The organism is Catellatospora sp. NPDC049111 (assembly GCF_040648615.1).
GTDB classification, from domain to species: domain Bacteria; phylum Actinomycetota; class Actinomycetes; order Mycobacteriales; family Micromonosporaceae; genus Catellatospora; species Catellatospora aurea.
Window position 1 is genome coordinate 24,356 of record NZ_JBEZEB010000056.1, and the last position, 16,155, is coordinate 40,510.

A 16,155-nucleotide genomic window follows, 5' to 3' on the forward strand; every position below is an offset into this window, starting at 1 on the left:
TTCCCTTCGTAAACGAAACGCCCCGACCCCAGTATGAACGTTAAGCCGATCGCCCCCAGCGCCGTTGATTCGGCATTCCGTCAGGGGGCATCACGGAGACATCATGACGTTGACCAGAGCACCTGGAGGAACGTGTGACCGCTCCATCGACGACGAACGCTGCCGTACGCCCGGTGACCGCGGCCGAGCGCGCCGAGCGCGCCGAGGCCAACGGCGGTGAGCCGACGCTGGAGTTCGCCCAGCGCACGCCGTATGACGCGTACGTGCACGCGAGCACCCTGCACACGCTGCAGCAGACGCTGAGCAAGGACCCGGGCGAGATGTCCTTCCTCATGATCAGCCAGGTGATGGAGCTGTACTTCGGCCTGGTGCGCTTCGAACTGCGCGAGACCCAGCGCCTGCTCGCCGAGGACGACGTGTACGGCGCGCTCGCCCCACTGCGCCGCACCGTGCTGCACCTGGACGGGCTCAACGCCGCCTGGAACGCGCTGCACTGGATGACCCCGGCCGACTTCAACCGGTTCCGCAACCTGCTCGGCGAGGGCTCGGGCTTCCAGTCGGCGATGTACCGGCACCTGGAGTTCCTGCTCGGGCTGAAGACGGCGTCGCTGATCCGCCCGTTCCAGCGCCAGGACGAGGTGTACCACGATCTGCTGGCCACCCTGCACGGCGCGAGCGTCTGGGACGACGTGATCGCGCTGCTCGCCCGCCAGGGCTTCGACATCCCCGCCGACCTGCTGGCCCGCGACTTCGCCACCGAGCACGAGGCCCACCCGGCCGTCGAGGCCGCCTGGGTGCGCGTCTACGCCGACCAGAGCCCCGACAACCACCTGCGCCTGCTCGGCGAGGCGCTGACCGACGTCGCCGAGCGGTTCGACGACTGGCGCTACAAGCACCTCAAGGCCGTGGCCCGCACCATGGGCGCGAAGGTCGGCAGTGGCGGCTCCAACGGGTACGCCTGGCTCCAGCGCAGCATGTCCCGCACCGTCTTCCCCGAACTCTGGTCCGCCCGCACCGCCATGTAAGCGCTGATCATGAACTTATGGCACGGGTCGACGGCGTGTCCGTGCCATAACCTCATGATCGGGGACATCTAACGAGACACAGCGAGAGCAGCATGACGTTCACCGAAGACGACGCGCGGCGTCGGGATGCGGCCGATCCCGGCCACCGTGACCTGTTCCTGGTGCCGCCCGCCGAGGGCGGGGCGTACCCGGAGACCGCCTACATGGCCGGGAACTCGCTCGGGTTGCAGCCCCGGGCGACCCGGGACGAGCTGCTGGGCGACCTGGACGCCTGGGCGCGGCTCGGGGTCGAAGGGCACCTGGAGGCAGCCCGGCCGTGGCTGCCCTATCACGAGCTGCTGACCGAGCAGGCCGCACGGCTGGTCGGGGCGCTGCCGGCGGAGACCGTGGTGATGAACTCGCTGACGGTGAACCTGCATCTGCTGATGGTGTCGTTCTACCGGCCGGCGGGGGCGCGTACGCGCATCGTGATCGAGGACGCGGCGTTCCCGTCCGACAGCTACGCGGTGCGCAGCCAGGCCCGCTTCCACGGGCTGGACCCCGACACCACCGTGGTACGCCTGCGTCCGCGCGCCGGCGAGGACACCCTGCGCACCGAGGACGTGCTCGCGTTCCTGCGCGACGAGGGCGACACCGTCGCGCTGGTCATGCTCGGCGGGGTCAACTTCCTCACCGGTGAGCTGATGGACATCCCGGCGATCACCGCGGCGGGCCGGGCCGCGGGCGCGGTCGTCGGCTGGGACCTCGCCCACGCGGCGGGCAACGTGCCGCTGCGCCTGCACGACTGGGACGTCGACTTCGCGGCCTGGTGCTCGTACAAGTACCTGAACTCCGGCCCCGGCGCGCTGGCCGGGGTGTTCGTGCACGAGCGCCACCTGGGCGACCCGGAGCTGCCCCGATTCGAGGGCTGGTGGAGCACCGAGGCGGCGACCCGGTTCGAGATGACGCCGACCTCCCGCCCGCCGGCCACGGTCGAGGCGTGGCAGATCTCCAACCCGCCGATCTTCGCGATGGGCCCGGTGCGCACCTCCCTCGAACTGTTCGACAAGGTCGGCATGGACGTGCTGCGCGAGCGCAGCCTGCGGCTGACGGCATACCTGGAGAGCCTGCTCGACGAAGTGCTGCCCGGTCGGCCGCTGCGGCAGGTCACCCCGCGCGACCCGCGGCGGCGCGGCTGCCAGCTGTCGGTGCGGACCACCGAGCTGGGCGCGAACGAGCTGGCCCGGCGGCTGCGCCACGAGCACGGCGTGATCGCCGACGCGCGCCAGCCCGACATCGTGCGCTTCGCGCCGGTGCCGCTGTACTCGACCTATCACGACTGCTGGCGGGTCGCCCAGGCGCTCGCCGCGATCTTCCCCGGGGAGCGGGCATGACGCGTGAGAAGACCGTGGCCGTCGTCGGGGCAGGGCTGGCGGGCAGCCTGCTGACCTGCTATCTGGCCCGCCGTGGCTACACGGTGACGATGTACGAGCGCCGCCCGGACCCGCGTACCGGCAAGGTCGAGCGCGGCCGCTCGATCAACCTGGCGCTGTCCGAGCGCGGCCTGGACGCGCTGCGCCGCATCGGCCTGGACCGCTCGGTGATGGCCGACGCGCTGCCGATGCGCGGCCGGATGATCCACCCGGTCGAGGGCGAGCCGGGTTTCCAGCCCTACAGCAGTGACGGCGAGCGGGCGATCAACTCGATCAGTCGCGGCGCGCTGAACAACGCCCTGCTGGAGGCGGCTACCGCGCTGCCGGGCGTGACCGCGCACTTCGACCACCGCCTGACCGGGCTGGACCCGAAGACCGGCGAGATGCGCTTCGACACCCCGCACGGCGCGGTGGAAGCGCAGGCCGACGTGGTCATCGGCACCGACGGCTTCAGCTCGGCGGTACGCGGGCAGCTGCTCGCGCACACCGGCCTGACCGAGAGCCTGGACTTCCTGGAGCACGGGTACAAGGAGCTGACCATCCCGGCCCGCGACGGCGAGTTCGCGATGGACCCGGGCGCGCTGCACATCTGGCCGCGCGGCGCGTCGATGATGATCGCGCTGCCGAACCCGGACCGCTCCTTCACCTGCACCCTGTTCTGGCCGACCGGCGGCACCAACGCGTTCGCGTCGCTGAGCAGCCCGGCCGCGATCGAGCAGCACTTCGCGCGGGTGTATCCGGACGTGATCGAGCTGGCCCCGAACCTGGTCGACGACTACCTGCACAACCCGGTGGGCGTGCTGGGCACCGTGCGGTGCGGCCCGTGGCACGCGTACGGCAGGGTCGGCCTGCTCGGCGACGCCGCACACGCCATCGTGCCGTTCTACGGCCAGGGCGCCAACTGCGCCTTCGAGGACGTCGTCGAGCTGGACCGCATCCTCGACGAGACCGGCGACGACTGGGACCGGGCGCTGCCCGAGTTCGAGGCGCGCCGCCGGGAGAACACCGAGGCGATCGCGCAGATGGCGCTGGACAACTTCGTGGAGATGCGCGACAAGGTCGCCTCCCCGGTGTTCCAGGCGCAGAAGAAGGTCGAGCACGCGCTGGAGCGGGCGCTGCCCGGCCGGTACGTGTCACGCTACGAACTGGTGTCGTTCTCGACCACGCCGTACGCGCAGGTGCAGCAGCGGGTGCGCAGGCAGCAGCGGCTGCTCGCCGCGGCGGCGGGCGTGGCGGTGCTGGCCGCGGGCGCGCTGGCCGCGTTCGCCTTCCGGAAGGGCACGGGCCGATGAACTGGGATCCCATCCTCATGACCGGCCGCCCGGCGGGTGAGCCGGGGCTGCTGCGCAATTTCGTCGGCGGCGAGTACGTCACGACCGCGAAGACCTTCGCGAAGGTGTCGCCGGTGACCGGCGAGAAGATCTTCGACGTCGCCGAGGCGGACGCGGCCACCGTGGACGCCGCCGTCGCCGCCGCCCGCAAGGCCCTGCACGGGCCGTGGGGGCGGATGAGCGAGGGCGAGCGCGCGGCGGTGCTGCGCCGGGTCGCCGACGAGCTGGAACGGCGCTTCGACGACCTGGTCACCGCGGAGGTCGCGGACACCGGCAAGAGCATCTCCCAGGCGCGTACCCTCGACATCCCGCGCGGCGCGGCCAACTTCCGGGCCTTCGCCGACATCGTGGCGACCGCGCCCACCGAGTCGTTCACGACCACGACCGCGACCGGCGCTCGCGCCCTGAACTACGCGGTACGCAAGCCCGTCGGCGTCGTCGCGATCATCGTGCCCTGGAACCTGCCGCTGCTGCTGCTCACCTGGAAGCTGGCTCCGGCCCTGGCCTGCGGCAACGCGGTGATCGTGAAGCCGTCGGAGGAGACCCCGTCCTCGGCGACGCTGCTCGCCGAGGTGATGGCTGCCGCGGGCATGCCCGAGGGCGTGTTCAACCTGGTCCACGGCTTCGGCCCGGACTCGGCCGGGGAGTTCCTGACCAAGCACCCGGGCGTGGACGCGATCACGTTCACCGGCGAGTCGGCGACCGGCAGCGCGATCATGCGCGCGGCGGCCGACGGGGTGAAGGCGGTCTCGTTCGAGCTGGGCGGCAAGAACGCCGGGCTGGTCTTCCCGGACGCCGACCTGGACGCGGCCGTGGCCGGTTCGGTGCGGTCCAGTTTCACCAACGGCGGCCAGGTCTGCCTGTGCACCGAACGGCTGTATGTGCACCGCTCCGTCTTCGACGAGTTCGCCGACCGGCTCGCCAAGGCCGCCTCGGAGTTGGCCTTCGGCTGGCCGCACGAGGAGGCCACGGTGAACATGCCGCTGATCTCGCGGCAGCACCGGGACAAGGTGCTCGGCTACTACGACCTGGCCCGCGCCGAGGGCGCGACGGTGCTGGCCGGGGGCGGGGTGCCGGGCTTCGGTGACGCCCGCGACGGCGGCGCGTATGTGCAGCCGACGGTGCTCACGGGGCTGGCCCAGGACGCCCGGGTCAACCGCGAGGAGATCTTCGGGCCGGTGTGCAGCCTCATGCCGTTCGACGACGAGGACGAGGCGTTCGCGCTGGCCAACGACAGCGCGTACGGCTTGGCGAGCACGGTGTGGACGCGCGACGTCGGCCGGGCGCATCGGGCCGGGGCGCGCCTGGACGCCGGGCTGGTCTGGGTGAACACCTGGTTCCTGCGCGACCTGCGCACCCCGTTCGGTGGGGTGAAGGCCTCCGGGGTGGGCCGCGAGGGCGGCGTGCACTCGCTGGCCTTCTACTCGGAACTGACCAACGTCTGCGTGGACCTGTCGTGACTGGCGCGGCCACGACCGGAGAGGTGAGCATGACCAAGGAGATCGTCGACGAGGCGGCGCGGCTGCTGCGCGAGGCGCAGGAGACCCGCACCCCGATCGCCCCGCTGCGCGAGCGGCTGCTGCCGGTCGGGGACGTGGCCACGGCGTACGCCGTGCAGCGGGCGATGACCGAGCAGGCCGTCGCCGCCGGGCGGCGCATCGTCGGGGCGAAGATCGGCCTGACCAACCCGGCGGTGCAGCGGCAGCTCGGCGTCGACCAGCCCGACTTCGGAGTGCTGTTCGCCGACATGGCCTCCTTCGACGGGGCCGAGGTCGACATGACCCGCATCCTGCAGCCCAAGGTCGAGGCGGAGGTCGCCTTCGTGCTGGGCCGTGACCTGCCGTACGAGCAGGTCACCGTCGCCGACGTGAGCCGGGCGACCGACCACCTGCTGCCCGCCATCGAGATCGTCGGCTCGCGCATCGCGAACTGGGACATCTCCATCGTGGACACGGTCGCCGACAACGCCTCCAGCGCCATGTTCGTGCTCGGCAACCGCCCGGTCGCGCTGCGCGACGTGGACCTGCGCCTGTGCGGCATGGTCCTGGAGCACGAGGGCGAGCCGGTCTCCGTCGGCGCGGGCGCGGCCTGCCTCGGCAACCCCCTGCACGCCGTCGCCTGGCTCGCCTCGACCATGGCCGCCGCCGGCACCCCGCTGCGCGCCGGTGACGTCATCCTGTCCGGCGCCCTGGGCCCGATGGTCCCGGTGACCCCCGGCGCCGCCTACGAGGCCCGCATCTCCGGCCTCGGCTCGGTCCGCACCCGCTTCTCCGGCCTGGCCGGGTGAGGCGCATGGGCGGCAGGTCGCGGCGCGGCGAGGCACGAGCGTTGATCATGAAGTTGTTCACGCGACACGCCGTCGACCCGTGCCACAAGTTCATGATCAACGCGGGAGAAGGGCGGTGGGTGCGGTGAAGGCCGGGGTGGCGGTCATCGGGTCGGGGAACATCGGGACCGATCTGATGATCAAGGTGTTGCGGTTGAGCGAGTCGCTGCGGATGGTGGCGATGGTCGGGATCGATCCGGAGTCGGACGGGTTGGCGCGGGCCGCGCGGCTCGGGGTGGCGACGACGGCCGAGGGCGTGGACGGGCTGGTGGCGATGCCGGAGTTCGCCGAGGTGGAGGTCGTGTTCGACGCCACGTCGGCGGGGGCGCACCGGCGCAACGCCGAGGTGCTGCGGGCGCACGGCAAGGTCGTGATCGACCTGACCCCGGCGGCGATCGGGCCGTACGTGGTGCCCACGGTCAACCTGGACGAGCACCTCGACCAGCCGAACGTGAACATGGTGACCTGCGGCGGGCAGGCGACGGTGCCGATCGTCGCGGCCGTGCACGCGGTGACGCCGGTGGCGTACGGCGAGATCGTCGCGTCCATCGCGTCCCGCTCGGCGGGCCCCGGCACCCGGGCCAACATCGACGAGTTCACCGAGACCACGGCGCGGGCCATCGAGGTCGTCGGCGGCGCGGCACGCGGCAAGGCGATCATCGTGCTGAACCCGGCCGAGCCGCCGCTGCTCATGCGCGACACGGTGTACTGCCTGTGCGCGGACGCCGACGCCGACCGGGTCGCGATCGAGGCGTCGGTCGAGGACATGGTCAAGCAGGTCCAGGGTTACGTGCCCGGCTACCGGCTCAAGCAGAAGGTGCAGTTCGACCGGGTGAGCGTGCCGATGCTCGCCGAGCCCGCGCTGCAGGTGTCGGTCTTCCTGGAGGTGTCGGGGGCGGGCCACTACCTGCCCGAGTACGCCGGGAACCTGGACATCATGACCTCGGCGGCGCTGCGTACGGCGGAGCGGCTGGTAGGCAAGCGCGCGGAGGCGGCGGCATGACGGAGATCTACGTACAGGACGTGACCCTGCGCGACGGCATGCACGCCATCGGGCACCGGTACACCGTGGACCAGGTGCGGCGGATCGCCGCGGCGCTGGACGCGGCGGGCGTGGCCGCGATCGAGGTCGCGCACGGCGACGGCCTGGCCGGTTCCAGCGTCAACTACGGCCACGGCGCTGCCACCGACGCCGAGTGGATCGCCGCGGCGGCCGAGGTCATGACGCGGTCGAAGCTGACCACCCTGCTGCTGCCCGGCATCGGCACGATCGCCGATCTGAAGGCCGCCCGCGACCTCGGCGTGACCAGCGTGCGTATCGCCACGCACTGCACCGAGGCCGACATCTCCGCCCAGCACATCGGCTGGGCCCGGGACAACGGCATGGACGTCTCCGGCTTCCTCATGATGTCCCACATGAACGACCCGGCCGGGCTCGCCAAGCAGGCCAAACTCATGGAGTCGTACGGCGCGCACTGCGTCTACGTCACCGACTCCGGCGGCCGCCTGCTCATGCGCGACGTCGCCGAGCGCGTCGACGCCTACCGGCAGGTGCTGGACGAGACCACCCAGGTCGGCATCCACGCCCACCACAACCTGTCGCTCGGCGTCGCCAACAGCGTCGTCGCCGTGGAGCACGGCGACCGCCCCGGCGTGCCGGTGCGCGTGGACGCGAGCCTGGCCGGCATGGGCGCGGGGGCGGGCAACGCCCCGCTGGAGGTGTTCGTGGCCACCGCCGAGCTGATGGGCTGGCAGCATGGCTGCGACGTGTTCGCGCTGATGGACGCCGCCGACGACGTGGTGCGGCCGCTGCAGGACCGGCCGGTGCAGGTCGACCGGGAGACCCTGTCGCTGGGGTACGCCGGCGTCTACTCCAGCTTCCTGCGTCACGCCGAGCGCGCCTCGGCGAAGTACGGCGTGGACGTGCGCTCGATCCTGGTCGAGCTCGGCCGCCGCCGCATGGTCGGCGGCCAGGAGGACATGATCGTGGACGTGGCCCTGGACCTGGTCCAGGCGGCGGAAGGAACGAAGTGAGCGTCACCGAGATGGCCGCGCTGCTGGACGACGCGGCGGTCAACGCCACCGCGATCCCGCAGCTCACGCTGGCCAACGAGCTGGACGTCGACGGCGCGTACGCGGTCCAGGAGGCGCTGATCGCGCGCCGCCTCGACCGGGGGCAGCGCCTGGTCGGCGTCAAGATGGGGCTGACCAGCCGGGCCAAGATGGCGCAGGTCGGCGTGCACGAGGTGATCTGGGGACGGCTCACCGACGCGATGGCCGTGCCCGACGGCGGGCAGCTCAGCCTGGACGGTTTCATCCACCCGCGGGTCGAGCCGGAGATCGCGTTCCTGCTGGGCGAGAACGGCATCGCCGCGGCCGCCCCGGCCCTGGAGATCATCGACTCGCGGTACGCGGACTTCCAGTTCACCCACGCCGACGTCGTCGCCGACAACACCTCCGGCGCGGCGTACGTGATCGGCGCGTGGCAGCCGGTCCCGGCGGGCGTGGACAACCTCGGCGTGCTGCTGGAGGTCGACGGCAAGGTCGTCCAGGCCGGCTCGACCGCGGCGATCCTCGGCGACCCGCGCCGCGCGCTCACCGAGGGCCGCGCCCTGACCGCCCGCTACGGCGTCGCCCTCGAACCCGGCTGGGTCTTCCTCGCCGGAGCCGCCACCGCCGCCGTCCCGCTGACGCCTGGCGCACACGTGCGCGCTGTCGTCGAAGGCCTCGGCACCGCTTCGCTGAAGGCCACGGCATGAGCGGGGCGAAGACGGTCGCGGGCAAGGCGACGCCGCGAGGGAAGTTCCCGCACGTGAAGGTGGCGGGCGGGTTCGCGTTCGTGAGCGGGACGTCGAGCCGGCGGCCGGACAACACCATCGCGGGCGCGGCGGTGGACGAGATGGGCACGACCAGCCTCGACATCCGCGAGCAGACCCGCGCGGTGATCGAGAACATCGGCGACATCCTGCGCTCGGTCGGCGCGGACCTGTCCGACCTGGTCCAGGTCACGACGTACCTGGTCAACATGAACGACTTCGGCGGGTACAACGAGGTGTACGGCGAGTTCTTCGACGCCACCGGACCCACCCGCACCACGGTCGCGGTGCACCAGCTCCCGCACCCGCACCTGCTGATCGAGATCCAGGCAGTCGCGCTACTTCCCAAGGAGGTCTGAAGTGACGGAGATTTCCGAGCCGGTGAGCTTCCCCGGCTGGATCGAGGAGAACCAGCACCTGCTCAAGCCGCCGGTCGGCAACAAGCAGATGTTCCCCACCGGCGACGACTTCATCGTGATGGTGGTCGGCGGCCCGAACCAGCGCACCGACTTCCACGTGGACCCGTACGAGGAGTTCTTCTACCAGATCAAGGGCACCCTGCGGATCAACGTGATGACGCCGGACGGCCCGCAGACCATCACGGTGCCCGAGGGGCACATGTGGATGCTGCCCCGGCTCACCCCGCACTCGCCGCAGCGCGAGGCCGGCTCGATCGGCCTGGTCATGGAGCGGGTCCGCGAGGAGGGCATGCTGGAGAAGTTCCGCTGGTACTGCCCGAACTGCTCCGAGATCGTGCACGAGGTGGAGCTGCAGGTGCGCGACATCGTCGCCGACCTGCCGCCGGTGTTCACCGCGTTCTACGACAGCGAGCAGGCCCGCACCTGTGCCAAGTGCGGCACCCTGCATCCGGGCAAGGGCTGATGTCCCCCGTCGTCGACGTGCACACCCACGTCGTGCCCCAGGGCTGGCCGGAGCTGTCGAGCGCGTGCGGCGGCGACGGCTGGCCCTGGCTGCGGGTGGACTCCGAGCGCGCCGCGATGATCATGATCGGGGAGACGGAGTTCCGGCCGATCGGCGCGCAGTGCTGGGACGCGCCGACCCGGCTGTCCGACATGGCCGACGACGGCGTCGACATCCAGGTCGTCTCGCCGACGCCGGTGTTCTTCTCGTACGAGCGCCCCGCCGACCAGGCGATGAAGGTGGCCCGCATCTTCAACGACCTGGCGCTCACGGTCTGCGCGGACGGGGGAGACCGGCTGGTGCCGTTCTGCCAGGTGCCGTTGCAGGACCCGGACCTGGCCTGCGCGGAGCTGGACCGCTGCCTGGCCAACGGGCACGCCGGGGTCGAGATCGGCAACCACGTCGGCGACCGCGACCTCGACGACGCCGGGATCGTGCAGTTCCTGCAGCACTGCGCGCAGGTCGGTGCGCCGGTGTTCGTGCACCCGTGGGACATGCCGACCGGGCCGCGCCTGGACCGGTGGATGGCCCGCTGGCTGACCGGCATGCCCGCCGAGACCCACCTGTCGGTGCTGTCGATGATCCTCGGCGGGGTCTTCGACCAGGTCCCCGAGTCGCTGCGGCTGTGCTTCGCGCACGGCGGCGGCAGCTTCCCGTTCTGGCTGGGCCGGGCCGACAACGCCTGGCACCGGCGCGGCGACGTGGTACGCGGCCAGTCCGCGCTGCCGCCGAGCCACTACACGCACCGCTTCTCCGTGGACACCGTGGTGTTCGACCCGTCCGCGCTGCGGCTGCTCGTCGACACGATGGGGGAGGACCGGGTGCTGCTGGGCAGCGACTACCCGTACCCCCTGGGCGAGCGTCCGGTCGGCGCGGTGGTGCGCAAGTCCGACTTCCTCACCGACACCCAGCGCGCCAAGCTGTTGGGCGGCAACGCCCTGGCGTTCTTGGGGCGGGAATGAGCGAGCGAATCAGTCGGCGCGGCTTCGCCGACGACGAGCGCAGCGAGGAGGAGGCATGAGCGAGGACCGGTCGGTGCTCACCAGGGAGGCGGCCGCGCCGGACCTCGCCCTGCGCTACGGCCCGCGGCCCGAGCACGTCGCCGACGTCTGGTCCGGTGACGCCCGCGCTGCGGTCCGGCCGCTGGTCGTGATCGTGCACGGCGGTTTCTGGCGGCCCGAGTATGACCGTGCCCACACTCACCCGATGGCGGCCGCGATCCGCGACGCGGGCTGGACGGTGGCGTCCGTCGAGTACCGCCGCGTGCCCGGCGACCCGGACGCGACTGTGCGCGACGTCACCGAGGCACTCGCCGTCGTGCCCGGTGAGCTGGGCGGACACGACGGACGGGTGATCACCGTCGGGCACTCGGCCGGCGGTCACCTGGTGCTGTGGGCGGCGATCGCCGCCCCCGCGCCGCGGCAGGCCGGTACGCTGGCCCTGGCGCCGGTGGCGGACCTGCGGCTGGCGCAGCGGCTGGAGCTCGACGGCGGCGCGGTCGTCGATTTCCTGGGTGCGGACGCATCGACCCGCGAGGATCTCGACCCGGCTCGGCTGCCCGCCCCGCCGGGGCCGACGGTGCTGGTCCACGGCGTGTCGGACGAGATCGTGCCGATCACCGTGGCCGAGTCGTACGCCGTCGGGCAGCCCGGCAGCAGGCTGGTCGCGGTGCCCGGCGCGGCGCACTTCGCGGTCATCGACCCGCTGTCGGCGGCCTGGCCCACGGTGCTCGCCGAGCTGTCGCGGCTGGGTGACTGAGGCGGCACGCGACCACCCCTGAGCAGGTGGCCGCGTCCGCTCCGCTAGCGTTGAGACGTTCATTCGGACTGAGCCGGGGGGCTTCACGGTGTCCACGCCAGATCTATCCGATCTGCTGATCTACGCGGGCATCCCGCTCGCGGTGATCGGGATCATCTTTGCACTGGTCTATGCGGCCGGCGGCCGCAACGCCAAGCGGTACCGGCCCGGCCGGCCGTACGAGTTCGCGCCGGTGTGGTTCCTCGCCCGGCCCGAATCGGACGGACCGGAGGCGCAGCACGCGGCACTGGACGCCGCCGCACGCGCGGAGCTGACCGCGGCCGGCGACATCGCGCCGGTCGTGGACGTGACAGGAGGCGCAAGTGACCGCTGGTGACCACTACGCCGTGTCCAGCAAGGCGGTGCTCGACGGGCCGTTCACGACCCGTCAGCTGCTGCGGCTCGACGACGCGCTGCGCAAGGCCGACGAGAACTCCGGCCTGACCTTCAGCACGTACGTCGGCGAGGTCGAGGAACCGATGCGCGAGGGAGCCGAGCGGCTGCACGCCCGGCTGGCCCACCCGGCGGAGTCGGTGCTCATCGCCGTCGACCCGGCCCGGCGCCAGCTGGAGATCGTGACCGGTTCGCAGGCCCGCAAGCGCCTGTCGGACCGCGACTGCAAGCTGGCCGCGCTGTCCATGGCCGCCTCGTTCGGCGGCGGCGACCTGGCCGGCGGCCTCGTCAGCGGTCTCGCCCAGCTCACCGGGCTGGCGGGCAAGCACAACCTGTGACCTGACGTTCATGCGAGAAGGGCCGGACGCGTAGCGTCCGGCCCTTCTCGCATACCTGCTCAGGACGAGGCGGCGTCCTTGGCGCGGGCCTTCAGGGCGCGCAGCACCCGGTCGTTGCCCTCGGCCATGAGGCGGCGCAGCGGGGCCGGGTGGCCCTCCTCCGCCAGCCACGCCTGCGCCGCGGCCACGGTCTGCTGCGACACGTCGAGCACCGGGTAGGCCAGCACCACGAACTCCTGCGCCGGCTCGCTGTCGCGGGCCGCCCACACGCCCGCGACCTCGGCGAAGAACCGCGGCGTGTACGGCGCGGTCAGCTCCGCCTGGGCCGGGTGCTGGAAGCCCTGGATCAGCGCCCGGTTGCGCCAGTTGGGCAGCGCCGTCGGGCCGGTCAGCTCCGTCCACACGGCGGCCTTGTTCTCCGGCGTCGGGATCAGCGCGTACGCGAGCGCCGCGCCGATGTCGCCGGACGCGGTGCGGTCGGCGTCGTGTTCGGCCTGGATGACCGCCGGGTCGACGCCGCCGTTGGCGACCAGGCACTGCACCAGCTGCCAGCGCAGCTCACCGGCGATGGTGATGCCCTCGGGCACCCCGGTGCCGGTCAGCCAGCCCTGCAGCACGGCCAGGTCGGAGCTGCCCCGGGCGGCGCTGATGAAGGCCCGCGACCAGGCGAGCTGGAAGCCGCTGCCGGGCTCGGCGACGGCCAGCGCCGCCTTGGCGGTGTCGGCCAGCTTCGCCCAGCCGGCCGGCGCCCAGGCGGGGTCGGCGTACTGGGTGAGCACCAGCTGGACCTGGCGCAGCGTGGCGGTGACCAGGTTGATGTCGCGCTCGCCGGGCAGCGCGTTGGTGACCAGCGCGACGTAGTCGCGGGCGGGCATCTCCGCGTCGCGGACCATGTCCCACGCGGCGGCCCAGCACAGCGCGCGGGCCAGCGACGAGTCGAAGCCGCTCAGGTTGCCGACCACCGTGGCCAGCGAACGCTCGTCGAGGCGCAGCTTGGTGTAGGTGAGGTCGTCGTCGTTGAGCAGCAGCACGTCGGCGGCCTTCTTGCCGGCCAGCTCGGCCAGCACCGTCTCCGCGCCGGCGACGTCGGTCTCGATCCGCTCGCGGCGCACCAGGCTGCCGTCCACGAGGTCGTACAGGCCGACGGCGAGGTGGTGCGGGCGCAGCGTCGGGTGGCTCTCCGGCGCGGTCTGCACCACGGTCACCTGCCGGTACGTGCCGTCCTTGGCGATCTCCACGACCGGGCGCAGCGTGTTGACCTGGGCGGTCTCCAGCCACGCGGCGGCGAAGTCGCGCAGCTCGCGGCCGGAGGCGGCCTCCAGTGCCGAGAGCAGGTCGCCGAAGGTGGCGTTGCCCCAGGCGTGCTGCTTGAAGTAGGAGCGCAGGCCGGTGACGAACGCGTCGATGCCGACGTACGCCACGAGCTGCTTGATCACGCTGGCGCCCTTGGCGTACGTGATGCCGTCGAAGTTGACCTCGACCGCGTCCACGTCGGGCATGTCGCAGTAGACCGGGTGCGTGCTGGACAGCTGGTCCTGTCCGTAGCCCCAGTTCTTGCGCACCGACAGGAACGTGGTCCAGGCGTCGGAGAAGCGGGTCGCCTCGGCGTTGCACCAGTGCGACGCCCACTCGGCGAACGACTCGTTCAGCCACAGGTCGTCCCACCAGCGCATGGTGACCAGGTCGCCGAACCACATGTGGGCCAGCTCGTGCAGGATCGTATTGGCGCGCTGCTCGCGCTCGAAGTCGGTGACCTCGCTGCGGAAGATGTACGACGCATCGGCGTGGGTGACGCAGCCGAAGTTCTCCATCGCGCCCGCGTTGAACTCGGGCACCCACAGCTGGTCGTACTTCGGCAGCGGGTAGCGCACGCCGAACTGGGCCTGGAAGAAGTCGAAGCCCTGCTTGGTGATCTCGAACAGCTCGTCGGCCTCAAGGTATTCGGCCATCGAGGCGCGGCAGTAGACGCCCATGTCGATGCCGTCGTGCGTGGTGCGCACCTCGTGGTACGGGCCGGCGCACAGCGCGGTCACGTACGTCGACATGCGAGCCGACTGCTCGAAGTGGACCGTCTTGCCGAAGCCCTCGGTGGTGACCGAGCCGACCGGCGCGTTGGAGACGACCTTCCAGTGCTTGGGCACCACGGCGTGCCAGGTGTAGACCGACTTCAGGTCGGGCTGGTCGAAGCAGGCGAAGACCTTCTGGGCGTCCGCGGTCTCGAACTGGCTGTAGAGGTAGACCTCCTTGTCCGCGGGGTCGACCGCGCGGTGCAGGCCCTGGCCCTGCTGCGAGAACGGGAAGTCGGCCTCGACGACGAGCGTGTTCTGCTCGGCGAGCTGCGGCAGCACCAGGCCGGTCTCGGCGGTCCAGGCGCTGGTGTCCAGCGCGGCGCCGTTCAGCTCGGCGCGCAGGACCTTGCTCGCGGCGACCTCGATGAAGGTGCCCGCACCCGGTTGCGTGGCGGTGAACTTCACCGTGGTCACGCTGCGGAAGGTGCCGTCGCCGGGGTTGCCGGCCCCGTCGGTGAGGTCCAGCGAGATGTCGTACGAGTTGACGTCCAGCAGCCGGGCCCTGTCGGCGGCCTCGGTCTGGGAGAGATTGCGCGTACCGGTCACGGCGTGTTAACTCCTGTCGGCTGCGGTCGTGAGCAGCATGGGGGGCAGTGGCGCTGCCCAGAGCAGTCTTTCATCACGTCCCGGGTGAGGGCGCGAAGTAACTGTTTCACATTGTGTCCCAGAGGCGTGGCTAAGGTCACGCGCCGGAGTGAAACCGCCGCGTCATGATTCACCACATGACCCCTGTAAGCGAATCCCCCTCCTCGGTCGGCATGTGGTTCGACCCGATCTGCCCGTGGGCCTGGATGACCTCCCGCTGGCTGCTGGAGGTCGAGAAGGTCCGCCCGGTGAAGGTGGACTTCCACGTGATGAGCCTGTCCGTGCTCAACCAGGGCCGTGACCTGCCCGAGCAGTACCAGGACCTGATGGCCAAGGGCTGGGGCCCGGTGCGCGTGTGCATCGCGGCCGCCCGCAAGTACGGCGACCACGTGCTGCGCGACCTCTACACCGCCCTGGGCACCCGGATCCACCTCGGCAAGCAGGAGCTGGGCCCGGAGCTGTACGCCGCCGCCCTGACCGACGCCGGGCTCGACCCCGCGCTGGCCGCGGCCGCGACCGAGACGGTGCACGACGACCTGCTCGTCGAGAGCCACAACGCGGGCATGAAGCCGGTCGGCACCGACGTCGGCACCCCGGTGATCCACGCGCCCGGCCCGAACGGCGAGCGCATCGCCTTCTTCGGCCCGGTCGTGACCCCGGCTCCGAAGGGCGACGCCGCGGGGCAGCTGTGGGACGGCGTGCTGCTGGTCGCGGGCATCCCCGGCTTCTACGAGCTCAAGCGCAGCCGCGACCTCGGTCCGATCTTCGACTGAGGTCCGGCCGACCGGCCGACCGCGCCGGGGCGACCTTTTCCGCCCACCCGCTCGTTGGTGAAGTGGACCACATCACCGCTTCACCGACGAGTCGGGAGAACAGACATGGCGGACGTCGCCGCGGACCCCTGGCGCCTGGACGCACCCGCCCAGGCCGTCACGGACAGCCTGGGCACCTCGTGCTTCACGGTCGAGGAGAGCAGGTGGGCGACCTGGCAGCCGGATCTGCCCGCCGAGATCGCGGCGTTCCTCGCCGAGCCGGTGCTGGTCGGGGCCTCGCCCGCCGGGTTCATGATCGGCCGCTGACCTCGCCTGCCACGGCGTGGCCCCACGGGGCCACGCCGTCCCAGCGGGTGGACGCCGGTAGCG

Annotated in this window: 17 protein-coding genes; 16 read left to right on the forward strand and 1 reads right to left on the reverse strand. The window is 71.6% G+C overall.

What is annotated here, in order from left to right:
* The first annotated feature begins 134 nt into the window (after positions 1–134).
* The 14 genes from AB0B66_RS39975 (at position 135) to AB0B66_RS40040 (ending at position 12,359) form a co-directional block, all read left to right on the forward strand.
* A complete protein-coding gene (locus AB0B66_RS39975; RefSeq protein ID WP_360540195.1) occupies positions 135–1,025 on the forward strand; it encodes a tryptophan 2,3-dioxygenase family protein in 891 nt (296 codons plus the stop codon).
* A 92-nt stretch (positions 1,026–1,117) separates the two neighbouring features.
* Complete coding sequence (gene kynU / locus AB0B66_RS39980; RefSeq protein WP_360540197.1) at positions 1,118–2,398, forward strand: kynureninase; 1,281 nt, start codon at positions 1,118–1,120, stop codon at positions 2,396–2,398.
* Positions 2,395–3,729: an NAD(P)/FAD-dependent oxidoreductase gene (locus AB0B66_RS39985; RefSeq protein ID WP_360540199.1), complete on the forward strand. Its 1,335-nt coding sequence runs from the start codon at positions 2,395–2,397 to the stop codon at positions 3,727–3,729. Before kynU ends, AB0B66_RS39985 begins: the two co-directional genes overlap by 4 nt.
* A gap of 17 nt (positions 3,730–3,746) precedes the next feature.
* The gene (locus tag AB0B66_RS39990) at positions 3,747–5,228 is read left to right on the forward strand and encodes a 2-hydroxymuconic semialdehyde dehydrogenase (RefSeq protein WP_360540242.1); all 1,482 of its coding nucleotides are present in this window, start codon (positions 3,747–3,749) and stop codon (positions 5,226–5,228) included.
* Positions 5,229–5,257: 29 nt separating this feature from the next.
* Positions 5,258–6,055: a fumarylacetoacetate hydrolase family protein gene (locus AB0B66_RS39995; protein ID WP_360540200.1), complete on the forward strand. Its 798-nt coding sequence runs from the start codon at positions 5,258–5,260 to the stop codon at positions 6,053–6,055.
* A 124-nt stretch (positions 6,056–6,179) separates the two neighbouring features.
* On the forward strand, positions 6,180–7,097 hold the full coding sequence (locus tag AB0B66_RS40000) for an acetaldehyde dehydrogenase (acetylating) (protein WP_360540244.1): 918 nt from the start codon (positions 6,180–6,182) through the stop codon (positions 7,095–7,097).
* Positions 7,094–8,128: a 4-hydroxy-2-oxovalerate aldolase gene (dmpG, locus tag AB0B66_RS40005; RefSeq protein WP_360540202.1), complete on the forward strand. Its 1,035-nt coding sequence runs from the start codon at positions 7,094–7,096 to the stop codon at positions 8,126–8,128. The genes AB0B66_RS40000 and dmpG overlap by 4 nt, the downstream gene beginning before the upstream one ends.
* A gap of 11 nt (positions 8,129–8,139) precedes the next feature.
* Positions 8,140–8,853 (forward strand): fumarylacetoacetate hydrolase family protein, encoded by a 714-nt coding sequence (locus AB0B66_RS40010; RefSeq protein WP_360540246.1) that lies wholly within the window; start codon positions 8,140–8,142, stop codon positions 8,851–8,853.
* Positions 8,850–9,269, forward strand: coding sequence for a RidA family protein (locus AB0B66_RS40015; protein WP_360540204.1), 420 nt, complete (start codon positions 8,850–8,852; stop codon positions 9,267–9,269). Before AB0B66_RS40010 ends, AB0B66_RS40015 begins: the two co-directional genes overlap by 4 nt.
* Before the next feature lies 1 nt (position 9,270).
* A complete protein-coding gene (locus AB0B66_RS40020; protein WP_360540206.1) occupies positions 9,271–9,792 on the forward strand; it encodes a 3-hydroxyanthranilate 3,4-dioxygenase in 522 nt (173 codons plus the stop codon).
* On the forward strand, positions 9,789–10,793 hold the full coding sequence (locus tag AB0B66_RS40025) for an amidohydrolase family protein (protein WP_360540248.1): 1,005 nt from the start codon (positions 9,789–9,791) through the stop codon (positions 10,791–10,793). The genes AB0B66_RS40020 and AB0B66_RS40025 overlap by 4 nt, the downstream gene beginning before the upstream one ends.
* A gap of 55 nt (positions 10,794–10,848) precedes the next feature.
* Complete coding sequence (locus AB0B66_RS40030) at positions 10,849–11,589, forward strand: alpha/beta hydrolase (protein ID WP_360540208.1); 741 nt, start codon at positions 10,849–10,851, stop codon at positions 11,587–11,589.
* A 112-nt stretch (positions 11,590–11,701) separates the two neighbouring features.
* On the forward strand, positions 11,702–11,965 hold the full coding sequence (locus tag AB0B66_RS40035) for a hypothetical protein (RefSeq protein WP_360540250.1): 264 nt from the start codon (positions 11,702–11,704) through the stop codon (positions 11,963–11,965).
* A complete protein-coding gene (locus tag AB0B66_RS40040) occupies positions 11,952–12,359 on the forward strand; it encodes a DUF5130 family protein (RefSeq protein WP_360540210.1) in 408 nt (135 codons plus the stop codon). Before AB0B66_RS40035 ends, AB0B66_RS40040 begins: the two co-directional genes overlap by 14 nt.
* 59 nt (positions 12,360–12,418) lie before the next feature.
* On the opposite strand, the gene pepN is transcribed toward AB0B66_RS40040, so the two are convergent.
* A complete protein-coding gene (pepN, locus tag AB0B66_RS40045) occupies positions 12,419–14,974 on the reverse strand; it encodes an aminopeptidase N (protein ID WP_360540212.1) in 2,556 nt (851 codons plus the stop codon).
* A 176-nt stretch (positions 14,975–15,150) separates the two neighbouring features.
* On the opposite strand from pepN, the gene AB0B66_RS40050 reads away from it, so the two are divergent.
* Positions 15,151–15,786 carry a disulfide bond formation protein DsbA gene (locus AB0B66_RS40050; RefSeq protein ID WP_360540213.1) on the forward strand — a complete coding sequence of 212 codons (636 nt, stop codon included), beginning with the start codon at positions 15,151–15,153 and terminating at the stop codon, positions 15,784–15,786.
* Positions 15,787–15,891: 105 nt separating this feature from the next.
* Positions 15,892–16,092 (forward strand): hypothetical protein, encoded by a 201-nt coding sequence (locus tag AB0B66_RS40055; RefSeq protein ID WP_360540215.1) that lies wholly within the window; start codon positions 15,892–15,894, stop codon positions 16,090–16,092.
* Positions 16,093–16,155 lie beyond the last annotated feature (63 nt).

What these genes read in the sequence shown, in the direction of transcription:
- AB0B66_RS39985 (WP_360540199.1), top strand. Translation starts at nt 2,395, where the DNA reads ATGACGCGTGAGAAGACCGTGGCCGTCGTCGGGGCAGGGCTGGCGGGC.
- AB0B66_RS40015 (WP_360540204.1), top strand. Translation starts at nt 8,850, where the DNA reads ATGAGCGGGGCGAAGACGGTCGCGGGCAAGGCGACGCCGCGAGGGAAG.
- dmpG (WP_360540202.1), top strand. Translation starts at nt 7,094, where the DNA reads ATGACGGAGATCTACGTACAGGACGTGACCCTGCGCGACGGCATGCAC.
- AB0B66_RS40010 (WP_360540246.1), top strand. Translation starts at nt 8,140, where the DNA reads ATGGCCGCGCTGCTGGACGACGCGGCGGTCAACGCCACCGCGATCCCG.
- AB0B66_RS40050 (WP_360540213.1), top strand. Translation starts at nt 15,151, where the DNA reads ATGACCCCTGTAAGCGAATCCCCCTCCTCGGTCGGCATGTGGTTCGAC.
- AB0B66_RS39995 (WP_360540200.1), top strand. Translation starts at nt 5,258, where the DNA reads ATGACCAAGGAGATCGTCGACGAGGCGGCGCGGCTGCTGCGCGAGGCG.
- AB0B66_RS40030 (WP_360540208.1), top strand. Translation starts at nt 10,849, where the DNA reads ATGAGCGAGGACCGGTCGGTGCTCACCAGGGAGGCGGCCGCGCCGGAC.
- kynU (WP_360540197.1), top strand. Translation starts at nt 1,118, where the DNA reads ATGACGTTCACCGAAGACGACGCGCGGCGTCGGGATGCGGCCGATCCC.
- AB0B66_RS39990 (WP_360540242.1), top strand. Translation starts at nt 3,747, where the DNA reads ATGACCGGCCGCCCGGCGGGTGAGCCGGGGCTGCTGCGCAATTTCGTC.
- AB0B66_RS40055 (WP_360540215.1), top strand. Translation starts at nt 15,892, where the DNA reads ATGGCGGACGTCGCCGCGGACCCCTGGCGCCTGGACGCACCCGCCCAG.